Here is an 18,710-nt window from a genome sequence, read left to right as displayed (position 1 = left end):
CGCTTTTGTTACTATTTGCAGTCATCTGTATAAGTAATGTTGGCGTATCACAATGGTGACTTCTTTTGTCATTTTAATTATTGGTTTTGCAGCGCTCGTTTGGAGTGCTGATCGGTTTGTATATGGGGCGGCTGCACTCGCAAAAAATATGGGGATCCCCACCCTAATCATTGGTTTAACCGTTGTTGCTATGGGTTCATCAGCCCCTGAAATGATGGTGTCTGCATCTGCGGCACTTGCCAATAAAACAGATACCGCTGTTGGTAATGCGGTTGGTTCTAACATTACTAATATCTTACTTGTGCTTGGCGTCACAGCCTTACTGCGTCCCCTTTCCGTGTCATCAATGACATTAAAACGCGAAATGCCATTAGTGCTGTTAATCTCAGTAGCCGCTTGGTATGTATTCTCAGACAACTACTTCTCATTCGCTGAGGGCGTCGCTTTAATGCTTGCGTTTGTGGTGTTTATAGCAGGCCTAGTTATTATCTCTCTGCGTGCCAAAAATCAAGATGACCCCTTTGTTAGCGAAGCATGTGAAGATGTGCCAGACAACGTGAGTACTAAATCTGCCGTGTTTTGGTTAGTCATCGGGATGATTTTATTGCCAATCAGTTCACATTTTTTAGTTGAATCAGCCGTTGATATCGCAAAATACTTTGGCTTATCAGACCTAGTCATTGGTTTAACCATTATTGCTATTGGTACCAGCTTACCAGAGCTGGCAGCCTGTATTGCAGGGGTATTAAAGAACGAAGACGATTTAGCGCTTGGCAACATCGTTGGCTCAAACATATTTAACTTACTCGCCGTATTACCTCTTGCGGGTATTATCAACCCATCAATTATTGACCCTTCTGCGGCAAACCGCGATGCACTTATCATGATTGCAGCAACGATTGTATTGATTGCCATGTCATTGAACTTTAAAGGTGCTCGTCGTATCAATAGAGTAGAAGGTGGCTTATTGTTAGTCGCATTTATTGCATATCAGGGCTATATTTTTAGCCAAATAGGATAATCAATGACACAACAAAGCTTTATCGCGCAAGGCAAGCGCGTACTTGAAATTGAAGCACAAGCCTTACAAGAAATTGAGCAATACATTAACCAAGATTTCGATAACGCTTGCCAGCTAATGTACCAATGCACTGGTCGTACTATCGTTATAGGTATGGGTAAATCTGGCCATGTTGGTAATAAAATTGCTGCGACCCTTGCTAGCACCGGCACACCGGCGTTTTTTGTTCACCCAGGTGAAGCAAGCCACGGTGATTTAGGTATGATCACTCGCGATGATGTGGTGATGTGTATTTCAAACTCAGGTGAGACCAGCGAAGTACTTAGCATTATTCCTGTTATTAAGCGCATTGGCGCAAAGATGATTTCATTAACAGGCAACCCTGATTCAACTATGGCCAAACTGTCTGATGTACATGTATGCATCAAAGTTAGCCAAGAAGCGTGTCCATTAGGTCTAGCACCAACCGCAAGTACTACAGCAACGTTAGTAATGGGTGATGCAATGGCGGTTGCGCTACTTGAAACCCGTGGTTTCACTGCCGACGATTTTGCGCTTTCACACCCTGGTGGTAGCTTAGGTAAGCGTTTATTACTGACATTGAATGATGTCATGCACGCGGGCGATGCCACGCCGATTGTTAGCGAAACACAAAGCATTAAAGATGCACTCATTGAAATGTCTGCCAAAGGCCTTGGTATGACAGCGGTGATTGGTGCGGATGAAAAGTTAGCCGGATTATTCACTGATGGTGACTTACGCCGAATTTTAGAGCAACGTATTGATATTCATAGTACGGCAATTAGCCAAGTAATGACTCGTTCATGCACAACTGCGCGCCCAGATATGCTTGCAGCAGAGGCTTTAAACATTATGGAACGTAAGCGTATCAATGGTTTAATTGTGGTGGATCAAAGCAATACGCCAATTGGTGCCCTTAATATGCAAGACTTATTAAAAGCAGGAGTTCTTTAAGCAATGACATTCGCTGAGCTATACCAGCCACTTAGCCCTGATGTAAGTCAGCGCGCACAAAAAGTAAAATTGCTAATCTGCGATATAGATGGTGTGTTTTCTGATGGTCGCATTTATTTAGGCAATGATGGCGAAGAACTGAAAGCGTTCAATACAAAAGATGGCTTTGGCATCAAAGCGCTTATTAATAGTGGTTTTGACGTCGCGGTGATTACTGGCCGCCATTCACAAATAGTTCAGCAGCGAATGACTAGCCTAACAGTTCAGCACATTTATCAGGGACAAGAAGATAAGCTGATTGCTTATCAAGAGTTAAAAGATAAACTGGCGCTGACAGATGAACAAATTGCCTATATTGGTGATGATGGTCCAGACTTACCAGTAATGGAAAAAGTGGGGTTTGCTGTTGCTGTAAACGATGCACACCCGCTTATTAAAAAGCTGGCTCATTACACCACGTTATTACCGGGTGGCTTTGGAGCCGTGCGTGAATTAACTGATTTACTGATGTTAGAAAACGGCAAGCCGTTAACTAGCGATGGAACCAGCGCATGAATATAGCCCGTATTTTACTGAGTATTGTTTTTGTTTGTTGCATGGTGTGGTTATGGTACCCGTACTTTAATCAATCAACAGACGCAATAAGTAGTGAAGACGAGATCATAGCATCGCCTGATTATACAGCCGTTGCCTTAAAGCAAACTGCGTATGACGAACAAGGCAAAATTAGTCATAAGGTGGCGGCCGCCAAAATGGAGTTGTATCAACAATTAGGGTTTACCTTTTTTGAACAACCAATTTTTACGATTTATGGCGACCAGCAGGTATGGCAAGTAAAAGCCAAAGAAGCCACTTTATACGAAAACGATCAGCTGATTTTTGAAGGGGATGTGGTTGCTAAAAACTTAACCCACAACGGCATGATCGAAGATATTAAAGCTGAAAACATTAATGTCGACATTGATAAAATGACCATGTTTTCTAAGCAACCTGTGACGCTAACAGGACCGAATTTAAAGATTACCGGGAAAGGCTTAAAAGCCGATCTAAAAACCGAAATTGTTGAGTTAACTAACCATACACGAACCATATACTATGACCAATAAACTTAAGAAACTACTCCTGATCCCAAGCTTATTGATCGCGTTTTCAGGCGCGGCTGCTGAGCAAACTGGCGCACAAATTAGCATTAGCTCAGACCGCCAAGTTGGTAAACTAAAAGATGGCGTTGGCATATTCGAAGGTAACGTAGAGATCGTGCATGGTAATCGTCGTATTACAGCTGAGCGTCTTGAAGCACACGGTGGAGACACCGAAGGCACTGTCGAATTAATTATCGCGACAGGTAATCCTGCTTATTTCGAAGAAAAGCAAGCTGATGGCACCGTAATGAGCGCCAGTGCACAAGAAGTACGTTACGATGTTGCGAAACGCTTCTTAACACTCAATGGCGAAGCTGAAGTCACTCAATCGGGTCAAAAAGTAACGGCCAAAAGCATTACCTACGATATGGCTCAACAGCTGATCAGCGCAGAAAAAGACGAAAACTCAACAGATCGCGTACACACGATCCTCGTTCCAGTTGAAAACAAAAAAGATAACAAAGGCCAACCATGAGCACATTAAAAGCAGAGCTTTTAGCTAAGAGCTACAAAGGCCGCCAAGTGGTTAAAAATGTAGGCCTTGAAGTTGAAGCTGGCAGCATTGTTGGTTTACTTGGTCCAAATGGCGCAGGTAAAACGACAACCTTCTATATGATTGTAGGCTTAGTACCTAGCGACAAAGGTAAAATCAGCATTGATGATAACGACATTACGCTTTTACCAATGCATAGCCGCGCACGTTTAGGTATTGGTTATCTGCCGCAAGAGTCGTCAATTTTTAGAAAGTTGACGGTTTATCAAAACTTGATGGCAATTTTAGAAACCCGTAAAGATCTAAATAAAACCACCCGCGAAGAAACGCTAAACAGCTTACTCGACGAATTTAGCATTCAACATATCCGTGACAGCCAAGGTATGGCGCTGTCAGGTGGCGAACGTCGCCGCGTTGAAATTGCTCGCGCATTAGCCGCAAATCCTAAATTTATCCTTTTAGATGAGCCTTTTGCTGGTGTTGATCCAATTTCAGTGTTAGATATAAAGAAAATTATTGAGCACCTAAAAAACCGCGGTATTGGGGTACTCATTACTGACCATAATGTTAGAGAAACCCTTGATGTTTGTGAAAAAGCCTACATTGTTTCTCATGGGGAGCTAATTGCATCAGGCACACCTGAGCACGTATTAGCTGACCAAACTGTACGTGATGTATATCTAGGCGAGCAATTCAGGCTGTAACCATTACGCCACCGACTAGAGCATCTGCTAGACTTATAACAATGACAATAAATCGATAATTTTTTAACTGTCACAGCACAGTCATCGATAACTTAAAAAGGATTGTTAGGGATACATGAGGCAATCATTACAGCTGCGCATGGGCCAGCAACTTACAATGACTCCACAACTGCAACAAGCGATTCGTTTGTTGCAGCTCAGTACATTGGATCTCCAGCAAGAAATTCAAGAAGCGCTTGATAGTAATCCCCTACTTGAAGTGGAAGAGGCTGATTACAACGAAGAAAGTATCGGTAAGAATGAGCAAAAAGCTGAATCTGACGATATGCAACTAAGCGCGTCTGCAGAAGAAGCACCTAGCGAATACGAGCAAGAAAGCAGTGACGCCCTCAATAAAGACACCGTAAGTGATGACTTAGCAATGGACGTCACGTGGGACGAGTACATGAGTGCTGCCCCATCAACATCATCAGGACCTATGCCTGAAGATGAGTCTATTTACCAAGGCGCATCAACTGAAACCCTACAAGAATACCTAATGTGGCAATTACAGCTCACGCCATTTAGCCCAACTGACGAAGCGATTGCCGTAGCCATAGTAGAAGCCATAGACGACTCAGGTATTTTAACGATCAGCTGTGAAGATATTGTCGAAAGCTTTAATCAAAATAACGATGAAGAAGAAATCGAACTTGATGAAGTTGAAGCGGTCTTAAAAAGAATACAATTATTCGATCCTGTTGGTATTGGCGCGCGCAGTTTACAAGAATGCCTGTGTATTCAGCTTCGTCAATTTGACGCTAGCACACCATATTTAGCTGAAACTAAAATGGTTTTATCTGAGCATATCGAATTATTAGCGAGTCGCGACTATCGCACTTTGATGAAAAAGACTAAGCTTAAAGAAAATGAGCTTAAAGAAGTGATGACGCTTATTCACAGCTTAAATCCTAAGCCTGCGGATAGCATAGTACGCGAAGAGTCTGAGTACGTTATACCTGATGTATCAGTGAAAAAAGTAAAAGGTCGCTGGGTGGTTGAGTTAAACCCAGATTGTATGCCAAAGATTAGAGTAAACAGCCAATATGCGGCTATGTCTCGCTCAGTAAAATCGAGTAGCGACAGCCAATTTATTCGCTCTCACTTACAAGAAGCAAAGTGGTTTATTAAGAGCTTAGAAAGCCGTAACGATACGTTATTAAAAGTAACCAACTGTATCGTTCAACAACAACAAGCTTTCTTTGAGCACGGCCCTGAAGCGATGAAGCCGATGGTGCTAAATGATGTTGCTGAAATGGTCGAAATGCATGAATCGACAATTTCACGTGTAACAACGCAAAAATATATGCATACCCCGAGGGGTATTTTTGAGTTGAAATATTTCTTCTCAAGCCATGTCAGCACCGAAAATGGTGGTGAGTGTTCTTCTACGGCAATACGCGCTTTAATCAAGAAGTTAGTGGCCGCAGAAAACTCAGCTAAACCATTGAGTGATAGTAAAATTGCAGATATATTGGCTGAGCAAGGAATTAAAGTAGCTAGACGTACAATTGCAAAATATCGTGAGTCTCTAGCAATACCTCCGTCTAATCAGCGCAAGAGTTTGATTTAGACGTTTTACATAGAAGGAAAAATGCTTATGCAACTAAATTTAACTGGTCGTCATGTAGAAATCACTGATTCATTAAGAGACTATGTAAACACCAAGTTTGCGAAACTAGAAAGGCATTTTGACCATATAAATAATGTTCATGTCATTCTAGATGTAGAAAAATTAAGCCAAAAAGCAGAAGCAACTTTACATGTAAACGGAGGCGAATTGTTCGCTTCTACAGAACATCAAGATATGTACGCAGCCATTGACTCACTGATCGATAAGCTTGATCGCCAAGTCATTAAACACAAAGAGAAATTAGCTCGACATTAAATTATGAAACTAAGTTCACTTACTAACCAGGACTGCAGCAAAGCTGCGGTCCTTTTTAATAGCAAAAAAAGAATTCTTGAATATATCAGCGAACTGGCCCACCAGCAGCTTCCTCATTTATCGCAACAAGATATCCTAGATGCTTTGCTCAACCGAGAAAAACTAGGCAGCACCGGCATCGGTCGCGGTATTGCTATTCCCCATGGTCGAATGAGCGGTGCCGATGAACCCCATGCGTTTATCATAGTGAGTGAATCACCCATCAATTTTGATGCTATTGATAACCGCCCGGTTGATATATTTGTGGCACTCATCGTACCAGATGGTGACTGTCAGCTTCACCTAAAGACCTTATCAACAATTGCTGATAGACTTAAAGATAAAGAATTTTGTAAACAGTTACGCAGTGCTACAACCGATCAGCAACTGTTTCAGGTCATATCAGCAGAGGCATAAATGGAATTAATCATTATCAGCGGTCGCTCAGGCTCAGGTAAATCGGTCGCTTTACGAGTACTTGAAGACTTAGGCTATTATTGCGTTGATAATATTCCAGTGAATTTGCTGCCTTCACTCGTACGTAGCGTATCTGATAATTACGATAAAATAGCAGTCAGTATCGACGTACGTAACTTACCGAAAGAGCAGCAAGAATTTAATGATATTCTTGAATACCTACCAGGGTTTGCAAACCCAACGCTATTTTACTTAGATAGTGATGATCAAACCCTGATAAAGCGCTTTTCAGAAACACGCCGCTTACATCCATTATCGATTGATTCTTTGCCACTCGATCTTGCTATTAAACAAGAAAAAATATTGCTCGATGTGCTGATCACCCGCGCTGATTTTATGATTGACACCACCGATTTGAGTGTTCATCAGTTAGCTGAATCAATTCGCGAAAAGATCTTAGGTAAAAAAGATAAAAAGCTGATTATTACCTTTATGTCGTTTGGCTTTAAGCACGGTATACCAAAAGAAGCTGACTACGTATTTGATGCACGCTTTTTACCTAATCCACACTGGGAGCCAGATTTAAAGCCGCTAACAGGCCTTGATCAACCAGTAAAAGATTATCTTGCGAGCCACAGCATAGTGCAAAAGTTCACATGGCAAATACAGACCTTTGTGCAAACATGGTTGCCACATTTAGAGCGCAATAACCGCAGTTACCTAACTATTGCAATTGGTTGTACCGGTGGCCAACACCGCTCTGTTTATTTAGCGCAAACAATTGGTGAAAGCTTTGCGAAAAGCCATGCCAATGTAAAAATTCGTCACCGTGAACAAGACATTTAATTAGGCACCTAGAATGCACGCTGAAGATACTTTTTTAATTCAAAATAAACTTGGTTTACATGCTCGTGCTGCCACTGTTTTGGCGCAATTAGCGCTGCAATTTGATGCCAAAATTACCCTTTATCAAGACGATAAAGAAGCCGAAGGCGACAGCGTGTTAGCGTTAATGCTACTTGAAAGCAGCCAAGGTAAAGAAGTTCGCGTTGTATGCGAAGGCCCGGATGCTGATGCCGCATTAACGGCAATTGGCGAATTAATTGCGCAACGCTTTCACGAGCAAGAATAGCATTTGCTAAGCCTTCGGGGTTTACGGTAAACTTAATTCGGATATTTAAAATTCCCTTTAAATATCCTACTTTTATATCGCTCGCTTCTCTAAATTACAAAACTCTTAATAAATTTATCGCAGTGCGACGATATCTCTGCAAATACACCACAAAGCAACTATGCTGATTTGCTTAGCCTATTTAAACTTTTTTCAGTTGTAAGGACGCCAATGCCAGAAGCCTTTGAACAAGATTACCCACTACAACAACTCAAACAAGTGACCAAGTCACTCAATAGTGGTCAATTTGTTCAAGTGCGCGGTATGTTAGCTAAAACGGCGCCTTGTGATACAGCCCTTTTACTTGAATCTTCTCCTCATAAAATTCGTCGTATGCTTTGGCAACTGGTTGACCCAGATGTCCGCGGTGATGTTCTAGAAGAACTGTCTGAAGATGTACGTCTTGGCATTATTGCCCAGATGGAGCCTGAGCACATCGCTGCAGCCACAGAAGACATGGACGACGATGACTTAGGTGAAGTCCTACGTAGTCTTCCTGATACCGTATATCAAGACGTTGTCAGTGCCATGGACTCGCAAGATAGAGAGAGAGCAACGCAAGCACTTTCTTATCAAGAGCGCTCAGCCGGTGCCTTGATGAACAGCGATACGGTAACCATTCGTCCAGATGTTACCCTCGATGTAGTATTACGCTATTTACGCTTAAGGGGCGAATTACCAGAGGGCACTGATGATCTGTACGTGGTAGATAAGCATAATTGCTTTTTAGGGGCGCTCTCGTTAACCACCCTACTCACTAATTCATCCGATAAAGTTGTCAGAGACTTAATGGATGAAGATTGTGAGTCAATTCCAATTTCGATGGATGAAAGTGATGTCGCGCAACTGTTCGAACGACACAACTGGATTTCAGCCCCTGTTGTTGATGATAACGCCCACTTGCTTGGTCGTATTACCATCGATGATATCGTTGACGTAATCCGTGAAGATGCAGAGCACAGTATGCTAAGCCTCGCGGGTCTAGACGATGAAGAAGATACCTTTGCGCCAGTACTAAAGAGTTCGCAGCGTCGCTCTATTTGGCTTGGGGTTAACTTATTAACCGCATTGCTAGCAGCCATTGTGGCAAGCTTTTTTGAAAACACCTTAGCAATTTTACCTATTTTGGCGGTGCTAAACGGTATCGTCCCTTCAATGGGAGGTGTTGCGGGCAGCCAAACCCTGACACTGGTTATTCGTGGTATAGCCGTAGGTCATATCAACCAAACTAACCAACGCTTCTTACTACTTAAAGAGTTAGCAATTGGTGCGCTTAATGGTGTTATTTGGTCAGTCTTAATTGCTGGCGTGGTTGCTCTATGGCAATGGGACTTTAAGCTCGGTGCGGTCTTAGCGTTTGCAATGTTTATGAACCTTGTCGCAGCCGGTATTGCAGGTGCGAGTATTCCGCTAATCCTCAAAAAAATGAAAATAGACCCAGCCCTTGCCGGGAGTGTAGTGCTGACAACCGTCACTGATATTGTTGGTATCTTTGCCTTTTTAGGCACCGCAACTTGGTTATTGATCTAATACCAATTCGCAATACTACTTAATTAAGCGAATTGGTATAAATAAAAACGGCCCTTAAAGGGCCGTATTTGTTTCTATTTACTTTGCACGCTGCTTATTTTTACCCACTCTAGGTTTCGTGTTGGCCTTTTTAAATTGGCTAAACCCGGTGTGACGCGTCAGTGCCGCACGGCCTTTTCCACCTTTACCCTGCGCCGCTTTTTCATTACGGCCTTCTTCAGGTACCAAGCAGTTTGGCCCTTTACCAATGAGGTTTGCTTTGCCCATCTTTTTCAGCGCTTCGCGGATCATCGGCCAGCCAGCTGGATCGTGGTAGCGTAAAATCGCTTTGTGTAAGCGACGCTGACGCGCACCTTTTGGTACTGGAACTTGTTCAGTATTGTTTTTAATATTGCGCAGCGAGTTCATCTCTGTGTGATAAATCGTTGTTGCATTAGCCATCGGCGATGGATAAAAGTTTTGTACTTGATCAAGTTTAAAGTCATGAGCCTTTAGCCACAGCGCCATGTTCACCATGTCTTCGTCTTTTGTTCCTGGGTGAGCAGAAATAAAATACGGGATCAAATACTGCTTTTTACCCGCTTCTTTTGAGTATTTATCAAATAGCTCTTTAAACTTATCGTAAGCACCCATGCCCGGCTTCATCATCTTAGATAATGGTCCATCTTCAGTATGCTCAGGGGCAATTTTTAAGTACCCGCCTACGTGATGGGTAACCAACTCTTTAACGTAGCGTGGATCTTCAACGGCTAAGTCATAGCGTACGCCAGACGCGATCAAAATTTTCTTCACACCTTTTACATCACGGGCTTTTTTATAAAGCTCAATGGTTGGAGTGTGATCCGTGTCCATATGCTTACAGATATCAGGATAAACACATGATAAACGACGACACGTGCTCTCTGCCTTTTTGCTCTTACAGCGTAACTTATACATATTCGCTGTCGGTCCGCCTAAGTCAGAGATAACACCTGTAAATCCCGGCACCTTGTCACGAATTTGCTCAATTTCATCAATAATTGATTGCTCAGAACGGCTTTGAATAATGCGTCCTTCGTGTTCTGTAATCGAACAGAAAGAACAACCACCAAAGCAACCACGCATGATGTTCACCGAGGTTTTAATCATTTCATAGGCTGGGATTTTTTCATCACCGTAACTTGGGTGCGGAATGCGCTGATAAGGCAAACCAAATACGCCATCCATTTCTTCGGTTTCAAGTGGAAATGCTGGCGGGTTAACCCAAATAGAACGGTCGCCATGGCGTTGAAATAACGCACGTGCACAACCTGGGTTTGTTTCTTGGTGCAAAATACGCGAGGCATGAGCATAAAGCGGTTTATTCACGCTTACTTGCTCATACGCTGGTAGCTTAACGTAGGTCTTTTCCCAAGGCTTAGGGCGCGCAGGCTGAATAGTGATTGGCTTAGCCGCCTCAGCACTTAAATCGATTCCCGCTTGTTTAAATTCAGACTTACTACAACCCACATCATCTGCGCCATATGGGTTTGGAATTGGATCAATTTTGCCGATTTTATCAATTGCAGTTGAGTCACTTCCACGCCAACCCGGTAATGGCTCCTTACGAATAACCGCGGTACCACGAATATCTTGGATTGTCTCAACCGACTCACCCGCAGCAATACGATGAGCGACTTCAACAAGTGGGCGCTCAGCGTTTCCGTAAATTAAAATGTCAGCTTTGGCATCAAACAACACACTTCGGCGTACTTTTTCTTGCCAATAATCATAATGAGCAATACGGCGTAAACTCGCCTCAATTCCACCAATAATCAGCGGCACATCTTTATAAGCTTCACGACAGCGTTGGCTATATACAACCACCGCACGGTCTGGACGTTTACCACCTATATTACCCGGTGTGTACGCATCATCATGACGCATACGCTTTTCAGCAGTATAACGGTTGATCATCGAGTCCATATTACCCGCTGTAACACCAAAGAATAAGTTAGGCTTGCCTAACGCCATAAAGGCATCTTTTGAGTTCCAATCAGGCTGCGCAATAATACCCACACGAAAACCCTGCGACTCAAGCATACGTCCAATCACAGCCATACCAAAACTTGGGTGGTCAACATACGCATCACCACTAACAATGATCACGTCACAGCTATCCCAACCTAACGCGTCCATTTCTGCACGAGTGGTTGGTAAAAATGGCGCCGTGCCATAGCATTCAGCCCAATACTTAGGGTAAGAAAACAGGCCTCGCTCGGCTTTTAATGCGCTCATAAAGTGTACTCTGCTAACAAAAGGGGCGAATTATACCAACTCGCTTAATTAAGTGGTCTATTTTGAGGCAATAAAACCTCGTTGATATCAAGGCAAAAATTTCGTTATTTAGTTGTTCTAAATCAGAAATTTTTAACGCAGGTAGCGACAGGTTTAATCTCTCAAAATGACTAAGTATTATCGCGGGTTGGTATTATACCTCAGTCTTATAGATTATTATAGAAAACAAAACGCCCTACATATTGAAGGGCGCGGTTTAATTCATATGCACTTACTGTAACTAGCTATTGCTTAGCTTGCAGGTAGGTAATTAACTCTTTTTCTGGCATAGGCTTAGCGTACATAAAGCCTTGCACTTCATCACAGCCAAGCTGAGCTAAATAATCTGCTTGCGCTTGGGTTTCGACTCCTTCAGCAATGGTTTTTAAACCTAACCTTGCACCAAGAGAAATAATTAATGCGGCAATCGCCTGACAATCTTGACCTGGTAAGTCTTTAATGAAGGCACGATCAATTTTGAGTCTGTCTAATGGCAGTTTTTGCAAGTAACTCAATGATGAGAAGCCGGTACCAAAGTCATCAATCGCAATCTCGATACCAAACTCTTTGAGCTCTTTTAAAGTTGTGATCACATTCGTAAGCTCATCCATAACCACGCTTTCGGTTACTTCAAGTTCAATATACTGCGGTTCTACATCGTATTTAATAAGCGTGTCTTTTACTTGCTGAGCATAGCCTTTAACTTTAAATTGTGGCACTGAGACGTTTACTGCAATGCTAATTGCAAATCCCATCGCTTCTAGGCGTTTTTGCTGCATACATGCTTGCTCTAGCACCCATTGACCAATTTCAACAATTAAACCAGCATCTTCGGCCATAGGAACGAAAATCGCCGGAGAAATATACTGACCATTTCCTGAGGGCCAACGCAGCAGCGCTTCACAACCTATAATTTCGAGGGTATTTAAATCAAGTTGCGGTTGAAACCACACTTCTAATTTACGTTGCTCAAAATCTTGGCGAAGCTGCCTGATGATCCCCAAACGCCATGCCATCTGCTCTTCCATATCTGGGGTATACGTCACCACCATTTCAGAAGATTGTTTTTTAGCTTGGTTTAACGCAATGTAACCGAGTTTTAAGGTCTCGATCCCGGCTTGTTGGAAATCACCTTGGTAACATAAACCGATTTTAAAGTTGATTGGTAAAATGTGTTCACCAGCATTGAACGGTAAACTTAAATGCTCACGAAGTAACTCAACGTCACATTCGTGAACAGGTAACAACAACCCGAACACGTCGGCACCAATGCGCGAAAGCAGCTCTGCATTTGGGTATTCTTGTTGCAGCCTATCAACAATGGCATTAAGTAATAAGTTACCAATTTCTTGGCCTAAGCCATTGTTAATATCTGAGAATTGCGCAACATCAATTAGTAAAAATACAAAGTCGCTTTTACCCGGCTGATAGTAACGCTCTACTTTGTTCATAAAGTCATTACGATTTGATAAGCCAGTTAAAATATCTTTATATGCAGCATCACGCAAACGGTTGAACAACCTAACATTATCAAGACCAACACTCACATTAGTTAAAAAGATTTCTGCAAATTGTAGTTGCGTAGGACTTGGCGTGTGCTCTGTTTCTATGTAAATCGCTGCTTGGCGATTTTTGCTTTTTAATAAATAGGTACTGTCTACATCAGTATGCTGATGATCGCCTTGGGCTAGGCAATTATTCACTTGCATGATGATACGACCATCATCAAGTTGCTCAATCCCTTGGCCTATAAACTCATTGTATTCAGCGCAGCCGCCTAATACATAAACTTGGTTGTCATCTTCGATTGAGCCACACAGTAACCCCTGCGGTTCGCAATCTAAAATAATTGATAGCTGTTTAATAACCGCCATCGAAAAAGCTTTAATATCGGTAAAGCCGAGGATGGCTTTTGATGCATACAAAATATTATTTAAAGCACGGCTTTGAAATTCGAGCTGACAGACTTGCTCATAAGAGCGAATAGCAGTAACCAGTGCGGTAATAAGCTTACTACGTGTTAGTTCTGTTTTTGTTTTGTAGTCGTTGATATCGTATTCACGGATCACTTTTTCTTCAGGTGCATAACCGGGTTGTCCGGTACGTAAAATAATGCGCACATTGTGATTATTGAGGCACTCTCTAACCTGCTTAACAACTTGCAAGCCAGCATCATCAGACTCCATAACCACATCAAGTAGAATTACCGAAATCGAGTGGTCATTTTTAAGTAATTCGAGCGCTTCTGCGCCAGAGTAGGCATGGTGGAATCGCAACCCTTTATCCCAGAATTCAACACCTGAAAGAGCAAGCTTAGTCACTGAATGTATTTCTGGATCATCATCGACAATTAATACGTCCCAAAAATCAGAGACAGTTTCATCCACTAACTGTTCGTCATCTTGGTCACTAAACAAAAAGTCGTTACTCTCTGATGCCATTAATAATTCCTTAGAGTGATCCCCGTAATACTGTAACTATGGCGCCACTCCATTTTACAGCGATGCTCAAAATTCTATCACTTATTTAACTATGATACATTAGTGATAGCTTATATAGTATCAAACAGATTATAGTCTATGTTACGTATAATGTTATGAAAGTTATAAAACAATTGCCTGAGGTGAGATTATTAAAATACTCATTTTTACCCTAAAAGCGATTTTTTTCAGTACGCTAATTGCGCTTGTGATAGGGCTGATGCTTTCACCACAGTATACCGTTCACAAATCAATTAAAGTGAATGCTAGTCGTGCAGAAATTGCCAGCCTTGTTGGTGACTTTAGCCAATGGCCAAAATGGCAACCTTGGCAAGCAGTTGATCCAAGTATTAAATTTACCATTGCAGAGCCTAGCCAAGGTGTGGGTGCGCATCAATTTTGGCAAAGTCGTTTTGGCGAAGGCGAGATGACCATCACGCAACTCGACAACACTCAGCTTTCGTTTAATATTCTATTTAACCAAGAACACATTGCTCAGGGCACAATCCGCTTTACAGGTGCGGGTAATGAGGTAACTATCGAGTGTTCGTTACAAGGAGAGGTAAACACCCCTATCATTGGTGGCTACCTTGCTTTATTAAGCCAATATATTCTCAATAACACGGTGACGTTGGCACTCAATAACATTAAAACCCATGCGCAGTTAGCAACAACAAACAAGGCCATTGTGAGCGATGACAGTGAAAGCGGCTCAAGCGAGAGTTAATCTTGCCAATATCATAGAAAACCAACTCGGCTACCCTATTCATAAAGCCTCATCGGTCAGGATTAATCATGCTGGTGATGACAGCTATTCACCACAAGGTCAACAGCAGCTTGCCTATCAAATTAAAGCGCAAGCGACTCTTTTAGAGCGTGCGCACACTCGCCAAGAAATTCAATTTATAAAACGCCAAGAAAATATCGAAACCATTATGGCGATGGCTATGGCTTTTTGCCCGGATGTCACAGGGCAACAACAACCGGATTTTGATTGGATAGAGCGTTTTATTAGTTTGTGCGAAGACACAGCAAACTCTTCAATGCAAAAACTGTGGGCTAAAATATTAGCCGGTGAAACCGTGTCACCGGGTACCTTTTCAATTAAAAGCTTGCAAACACTTAAGCACATGACTCAGCGCGAAGCAGATGCCCTTCAGCGTTGTACATCACTGTGTGGCTTTAATGAAAAAGATAACAGCCACCTAATTTTACTCGGCTTTTACAAGAAACCATCGCTATTTGATTTGCTTAGAAAAGGTAACAAGGTGTCATTTAACCTAGGGAAAACCCCAGTGAGCTTTCCTGACATTCTTACCCTGATGGATATTAACTTGCTGTATCGAAAAGAAATCGAATCAGCAGTTTTAAAAGCAGGCCAAGAGCTGGTACTGAGCTTTATGAATCAACGCTTGGTTTTAAAAGCAAAAAGCAATGACTTAGTACTCAGTTATTATAAATTTACTCAAACGGGTGACGAGTTAAGAAAGCTAATCGCATCGCCCATAAATAAAGCTTATAAACAGATACTTTCAACATCATTAGAAGATGAATTTGAAGTTAGCTGGCAAACTCTAAAATAAAGCTGCCAGCTAAATATAAATCGAAAGACTCGATTAGAAGTGGATTTGAATACCCGCAAATGGGCCTGACGCATCTAAATCTGTGTAGATGTCATCAATATCATCAAGCTCTAAGGTCATTGAGCGGTAGCCCGCTTTAATGTCCATATCAATTGCTAAGTTATCAAGTAAAGCGTATGCGATACCTGCTTGGTAATCTTGAATTTTGCTATCATCGATAGCCAGTAAACTACCTTCAAAGAATACGCTTAAACCAGTAAATGGTAAGCCAACTTCAGCACGGCCATACACTAACGGTACAAAACCAGAAAAATCAACGCGCTCAGTGGTATTTTGGCCACCGTCTTGCGATGTACCAGTTACAACAATTTCACCATCAAATTGTTTAGCATTCACACCTAAATCAATAGAAACCAAATCATTATCAAAGATTTCGTAATATAGGATGTAGTCGATGTGTGATAAATCACTTACTGTGCCTACTTGTGTACCTACCACATAATCTGAACCGCCAAAGCTAAACGTTTCATCAAGTGTAGTGTCACCATTTAACTCAAGCTCAGTGTATTTTAGTTTAAGGTTTGGTACTAACGGCACTGGGTGCTCAAGTGCTGCGTAGTAGCTCGTAAACGTTTCATCATCAAATTTAAAGCTTTGTAGATTTCCGTCTTGAGCAAAACTACCGCTGTTATCTGATTGCCAGCCATCAACACCTAGGTATAAGCCTAATAATGTATCAGCTTGCGCTGTTGGAGCTAAACAGGCCATTGAAAGGGCAGCTGCTAAACAGTACTTTTTCATCATTTTATCCTTGCGCTAAAAGTTCGCTAAGTTCAATTAGAGCCGCATTGGCTCGAGAAATATAATTCGCCATGACCAATGAGTGGTTAGCTACAAAGCCAAAACCACTGCCATTTAAGATCATTGGGCTCCACACCGTTTCTTGCGTGGCCTCTAATTCACGAATAATTTGTTGCAGACTAACACGGGCGTTTTTCTTTTCTAAGACATCGGCAAAATCATATTCAACCGCTTGTAGAAAGTGCAGTAATGCCCACGTTGCACCACGCGATTCATAAAACACATCGTCAATTTGCCACCAAGATGTTTTCACTTGGTTTTGCAAAGGTGCATAAGTTGCTTGATGAGCCGCAGTATCACCTGCTAAATCAGTGTTTAAACGATCTTGACCAACACTTGCGCTTAAACGCTGGCTTAAACTACCAAGGCGTTTTTCTGCTTCTTTTAACCAGCCACGTAAGTTATCTGCGCGGGCATAAAATTGGCTATCACGATCGTTCTGATCAGCAATTTGAGTACGGTATACGATAAGTAAATCAATACCCTTTTGATACTCAGTTTCAGCGCTTGGCCACGCCCATGCTACCGAGCTAATATTAAATTGCGGCTGGGCTTTTTTAAGTGCTTCGTGCTCAGTTGATTGAGACTGTGAACGGCTGAAATCTTTACGCATCGACAACACCAAATCACGGGTCATCTCAAGCGCGCCATATTCCCATGCCGGCATGTTATCCATCATCACACTTGGTGGCATCATATCGTTAGATAAATAGCCGCCAGGTTTATTTAATAATGTACTTGCTACATTGATTAACGTCGTTGTTGTTGTGTAGCCGGTGACAAATTTTTCGCCGCGCATTTGCGCTTCTTGTTTTGCCTTGCCAACAACATCCATACGAGCTGGTTCACTACTCCAGTAAACAGCAATCGCGTAAAAAACAATTAGTATAATAAGTAATGCACTGGCTATTTTTCCTTTATGCTCAGACATGATACCTCCTAGTGATGTGAGTGCTCTTTACTTTTTTGTGATGCCTGTTCAGACATCTCTTGCAAAGACACAACCTTGGCTTGAGTAAAAACTCGATTGCCATCATTAAAATATAGCGTGAGTTTTCGTTCTTGCCCTGCTTTTAGTTGATCTTCAGGTTCAAACACCATCAAGTGATAACCACCGGGTTTAAACTCAACACTGCTATGACCATCAATCTTTAATGATAAAACCTGTTCCATTTTCATCATGCCATCTACATGAGTGTGCTGATGAATTTCAACGCGTCCTAAACCATCAAGCTCAGCTTTAGTTAATACTGTTGCCTGCTCACTCGGGTTGGTAATAGTTAAATAAGCCACGCTGGCTTTACTGGCTGGTAAAAACTCACGTACCTGCGCGTTGCTTACAGTGACTTCGGCAACATCGCTATGGTCATGACCACTATGGGCAGATGAAAAAGTACTAAAGAATAAACTTGCGGTAAGAAAAGAGAATGCGGGCCACAGTTTCATTATGTTTTAATCCTTGTTAAGACATTAACTTACCCGCTAAATTTAGCATATTTTATGTATTAAGGCAGTTTATTAGTACCTTAAGCTGGCGATTTTTTGTTATCAGCAATCAACCAACACAATGCTGCGATTAGTAATAGTGGCCATGCAATCATTATTGAGCCGAATAAAAACGCAAGCACAACACCAATCAGAGCAACAACACCTGCGCCAAGCAGCCCAATAGTGAATAGCGCAACACCCGCCACAACAGCAATCACAGCTACTATTGCTCCGATGACTTCAAGTCCAGCCCAACTCATATCAGCAATTGATAAAGGTAACTGCCATGAGTCGAACGAGACAAAAGAAACCGCATCAGTACACAGTAAAAGCATTGCCAAGACGATGATAGCTAACGTTTTCATAATCGACTCCTAGTAACCTTTCACTGGTAAAGTGCAATGAGCCACTAAATAACCCACGCCAATTAACAGTGGCATTTGAATAAGCAATATGATCATGACTAAACGTGTTGACCATACAGGGAAGCCCAAGCGCGCAGCCAATCCGCTACACACACCCGATATCTTTTTGTTACTTAGATCTCGGTACCAACGTGTTGATGTATGATAAGTATTCATCAT

Annotated in this window: 21 protein-coding genes; 14 read left to right on the top strand and 7 right to left on the bottom strand. The window is 42.1% G+C overall.

Annotation, left to right across the window (positions count from 1 at the left end):
• Positions 1–52 precede the first annotated feature (52 nt).
• From C2M33_RS11320 to mgtE, 12 genes are all read left to right on the top strand, one after another.
• A complete protein-coding gene (locus tag C2M33_RS11320) occupies positions 53–1,021 on the top strand; it encodes a calcium/sodium antiporter (protein WP_063702712.1) in 969 nt (322 codons plus the stop codon).
• A gap of 3 nt (positions 1,022–1,024) precedes the next feature.
• Positions 1,025–1,996: a KpsF/GutQ family sugar-phosphate isomerase gene (locus C2M33_RS11315; protein WP_063702714.1), complete on the top strand. Its 972-nt coding sequence runs from the start codon at positions 1,025–1,027 to the stop codon at positions 1,994–1,996.
• A 3-nt stretch (positions 1,997–1,999) separates the two neighbouring features.
• Positions 2,000–2,551: a 3-deoxy-manno-octulosonate-8-phosphatase KdsC gene (gene kdsC / locus C2M33_RS11310; RefSeq protein ID WP_063702715.1), complete on the top strand. Its 552-nt coding sequence runs from the start codon at positions 2,000–2,002 to the stop codon at positions 2,549–2,551.
• Complete coding sequence (gene lptC, locus C2M33_RS11305; RefSeq protein ID WP_063702717.1) at positions 2,548–3,102, top strand: LPS export ABC transporter periplasmic protein LptC; 555 nt, start codon at positions 2,548–2,550, stop codon at positions 3,100–3,102. The genes kdsC and lptC overlap by 4 nt, the downstream gene beginning before the upstream one ends.
• Positions 3,092–3,613 carry a lipopolysaccharide transport periplasmic protein LptA gene (gene lptA, locus C2M33_RS11300; RefSeq protein WP_063702719.1) on the top strand — a complete coding sequence of 174 codons (522 nt, stop codon included), beginning with the start codon at positions 3,092–3,094 and terminating at the stop codon, positions 3,611–3,613. The genes lptC and lptA overlap by 11 nt, the downstream gene beginning before the upstream one ends.
• Entirely contained in the window at positions 3,610–4,335 is a 726-nt protein-coding gene (gene lptB, locus C2M33_RS11295; protein WP_062566533.1) for an LPS export ABC transporter ATP-binding protein, read from the top strand. Before lptA ends, lptB begins: the two co-directional genes overlap by 4 nt.
• Before the next feature lie 115 nt (positions 4,336–4,450).
• A complete protein-coding gene (locus C2M33_RS11290) occupies positions 4,451–5,947 on the top strand; it encodes an RNA polymerase factor sigma-54 (RefSeq protein WP_063702721.1) in 1,497 nt (498 codons plus the stop codon).
• A 27-nt stretch (positions 5,948–5,974) separates the two neighbouring features.
• Positions 5,975–6,262, top strand: coding sequence for a ribosome hibernation promoting factor (gene hpf, locus C2M33_RS11285; protein WP_036971325.1), 288 nt, complete (start codon positions 5,975–5,977; stop codon positions 6,260–6,262).
• A gap of 3 nt (positions 6,263–6,265) precedes the next feature.
• Positions 6,266–6,718, top strand: a complete 453-nt coding sequence (gene ptsN / locus C2M33_RS11280; protein ID WP_063702723.1) for a PTS IIA-like nitrogen regulatory protein PtsN — start codon at positions 6,266–6,268, stop codon at positions 6,716–6,718.
• A complete protein-coding gene (gene rapZ / locus C2M33_RS11275; protein WP_054561107.1) occupies positions 6,719–7,564 on the top strand; it encodes an RNase adapter RapZ in 846 nt (281 codons plus the stop codon). It begins immediately after the preceding gene.
• A 13-nt stretch (positions 7,565–7,577) separates the two neighbouring features.
• Complete coding sequence (locus C2M33_RS11270) at positions 7,578–7,850, top strand: HPr family phosphocarrier protein (RefSeq protein WP_054561108.1); 273 nt, start codon at positions 7,578–7,580, stop codon at positions 7,848–7,850.
• A gap of 210 nt (positions 7,851–8,060) precedes the next feature.
• Positions 8,061–9,419, top strand: a complete 1,359-nt coding sequence (gene mgtE, locus C2M33_RS11265) for a magnesium transporter (RefSeq protein ID WP_063702725.1) — start codon at positions 8,061–8,063, stop codon at positions 9,417–9,419.
• 78 nt (positions 9,420–9,497) lie between these two features.
• Here the strand turns inward: mgtE and C2M33_RS11260 are convergent, their stop codons facing one another.
• Complete coding sequence (locus tag C2M33_RS11260) at positions 9,498–11,675, bottom strand: YgiQ family radical SAM protein (protein WP_063702727.1); 2,178 nt, start codon at positions 11,673–11,675, stop codon at positions 9,498–9,500.
• 284 nt (positions 11,676–11,959) lie between these two features.
• Complete coding sequence (locus C2M33_RS11255) at positions 11,960–14,155, bottom strand: bifunctional diguanylate cyclase/phosphodiesterase (protein ID WP_105174482.1); 2,196 nt, start codon at positions 14,153–14,155, stop codon at positions 11,960–11,962.
• A gap of 259 nt (positions 14,156–14,414) precedes the next feature.
• Between C2M33_RS11255 and C2M33_RS11250 the strand changes: the two genes are divergently transcribed.
• Both C2M33_RS11250 and C2M33_RS11245 read left to right on the top strand, forming a co-directional pair.
• Positions 14,415–14,921 carry an SRPBCC family protein gene (locus C2M33_RS11250; protein ID WP_082874024.1) on the top strand — a complete coding sequence of 169 codons (507 nt, stop codon included), beginning with the start codon at positions 14,415–14,417 and terminating at the stop codon, positions 14,919–14,921.
• A complete protein-coding gene (locus C2M33_RS11245) occupies positions 14,890–15,777 on the top strand; it encodes a TIGR03899 family protein (RefSeq protein ID WP_105174481.1) in 888 nt (295 codons plus the stop codon). The genes C2M33_RS11250 and C2M33_RS11245 overlap by 32 nt, the downstream gene beginning before the upstream one ends.
• A gap of 33 nt (positions 15,778–15,810) precedes the next feature.
• Here the strand turns inward: C2M33_RS11245 and C2M33_RS11240 are convergent, their stop codons facing one another.
• The 5 genes from C2M33_RS11240 to C2M33_RS11220 form a co-directional block, all read right to left on the bottom strand.
• Positions 15,811–16,578: a TIGR04219 family outer membrane beta-barrel protein gene (locus C2M33_RS11240; protein WP_063702733.1), complete on the bottom strand. Its 768-nt coding sequence runs from the start codon at positions 16,576–16,578 to the stop codon at positions 15,811–15,813.
• 4 nt (positions 16,579–16,582) lie between these two features.
• Positions 16,583–17,569 (bottom strand): DUF2333 family protein, encoded by a 987-nt coding sequence (locus C2M33_RS11235; protein WP_063702735.1) that lies wholly within the window; start codon positions 17,567–17,569, stop codon positions 16,583–16,585.
• Positions 17,570–17,577: 8 nt separating this feature from the next.
• On the bottom strand, positions 17,578–18,084 hold the full coding sequence (locus tag C2M33_RS11230) for a copper chaperone PCu(A)C (RefSeq protein ID WP_063702737.1): 507 nt from the start codon (positions 18,082–18,084) through the stop codon (positions 17,578–17,580).
• 80 nt (positions 18,085–18,164) lie between these two features.
• Positions 18,165–18,491, bottom strand: coding sequence for a hypothetical protein (locus tag C2M33_RS11225; RefSeq protein WP_063702739.1), 327 nt, complete (start codon positions 18,489–18,491; stop codon positions 18,165–18,167).
• Between the two features lie 9 nt (positions 18,492–18,500).
• Complete coding sequence (locus C2M33_RS11220; RefSeq protein ID WP_054554145.1) at positions 18,501–18,707, bottom strand: PspC domain-containing protein; 207 nt, start codon at positions 18,705–18,707, stop codon at positions 18,501–18,503.
• Between the last annotated feature and the right edge of the window lie 3 nt (positions 18,708–18,710).

The sequence above is a fragment of the Pseudoalteromonas sp. T1lg122 genome (assembly GCF_002964825.1).
Lineage (GTDB): Bacteria > Pseudomonadota > Gammaproteobacteria > Enterobacterales > Alteromonadaceae > Pseudoalteromonas > Pseudoalteromonas gelatinilytica.
This window is presented reverse-complemented; position numbering and strand designations above follow the sequence as displayed.

Excerpts from the sequence above, each read along its gene's own strand:
- C2M33_RS11235 (WP_063702735.1), bottom strand. The coding sequence starts at position 17,569 with ATGTCTGAGCATAAAGGAAAAATAGCCAGTGCATTACTTATTATACTA.
- C2M33_RS11320 (WP_063702712.1), top strand. The coding sequence starts at position 53 with ATGGTGACTTCTTTTGTCATTTTAATTATTGGTTTTGCAGCGCTCGTT.
- C2M33_RS11250 (WP_082874024.1), top strand. The coding sequence starts at position 14,415 with ATGCTTTCACCACAGTATACCGTTCACAAATCAATTAAAGTGAATGCT.
- kdsC (WP_063702715.1), top strand. The coding sequence starts at position 2,000 with ATGACATTCGCTGAGCTATACCAGCCACTTAGCCCTGATGTAAGTCAG.
- C2M33_RS11260 (WP_063702727.1), bottom strand. The coding sequence starts at position 11,675 with ATGAGCGCATTAAAAGCCGAGCGAGGCCTGTTTTCTTACCCTAAGTAT.
- lptB (WP_062566533.1), top strand. The coding sequence starts at position 3,610 with ATGAGCACATTAAAAGCAGAGCTTTTAGCTAAGAGCTACAAAGGCCGC.
- C2M33_RS11245 (WP_105174481.1), top strand. The coding sequence starts at position 14,890 with ATGACAGTGAAAGCGGCTCAAGCGAGAGTTAATCTTGCCAATATCATA.
- lptA (WP_063702719.1), top strand. The coding sequence starts at position 3,092 with ATGACCAATAAACTTAAGAAACTACTCCTGATCCCAAGCTTATTGATC.
- C2M33_RS11290 (WP_063702721.1), top strand. The coding sequence starts at position 4,451 with ATGAGGCAATCATTACAGCTGCGCATGGGCCAGCAACTTACAATGACT.
- C2M33_RS11240 (WP_063702733.1), bottom strand. The coding sequence starts at position 16,578 with ATGAAAAAGTACTGTTTAGCAGCTGCCCTTTCAATGGCCTGTTTAGCT.
- C2M33_RS11225 (WP_063702739.1), bottom strand. The coding sequence starts at position 18,491 with ATGAAAACGTTAGCTATCATCGTCTTGGCAATGCTTTTACTGTGTACT.
- rapZ (WP_054561107.1), top strand. The coding sequence starts at position 6,719 with ATGGAATTAATCATTATCAGCGGTCGCTCAGGCTCAGGTAAATCGGTC.
- C2M33_RS11270 (WP_054561108.1), top strand. The coding sequence starts at position 7,578 with ATGCACGCTGAAGATACTTTTTTAATTCAAAATAAACTTGGTTTACAT.
- lptC (WP_063702717.1), top strand. The coding sequence starts at position 2,548 with ATGAATATAGCCCGTATTTTACTGAGTATTGTTTTTGTTTGTTGCATG.
- hpf (WP_036971325.1), top strand. The coding sequence starts at position 5,975 with ATGCAACTAAATTTAACTGGTCGTCATGTAGAAATCACTGATTCATTA.
- C2M33_RS11315 (WP_063702714.1), top strand. The coding sequence starts at position 1,025 with ATGACACAACAAAGCTTTATCGCGCAAGGCAAGCGCGTACTTGAAATT.
- mgtE (WP_063702725.1), top strand. The coding sequence starts at position 8,061 with ATGCCAGAAGCCTTTGAACAAGATTACCCACTACAACAACTCAAACAA.
- C2M33_RS11220 (WP_054554145.1), bottom strand. The coding sequence starts at position 18,707 with ATGAATACTTATCATACATCAACACGTTGGTACCGAGATCTAAGTAAC.
- C2M33_RS11230 (WP_063702737.1), bottom strand. The coding sequence starts at position 18,084 with ATGAAACTGTGGCCCGCATTCTCTTTTCTTACCGCAAGTTTATTCTTT.
- ptsN (WP_063702723.1), top strand. The coding sequence starts at position 6,266 with ATGAAACTAAGTTCACTTACTAACCAGGACTGCAGCAAAGCTGCGGTC.
- C2M33_RS11255 (WP_105174482.1), bottom strand. The coding sequence starts at position 14,155 with ATGGCATCAGAGAGTAACGACTTTTTGTTTAGTGACCAAGATGACGAA.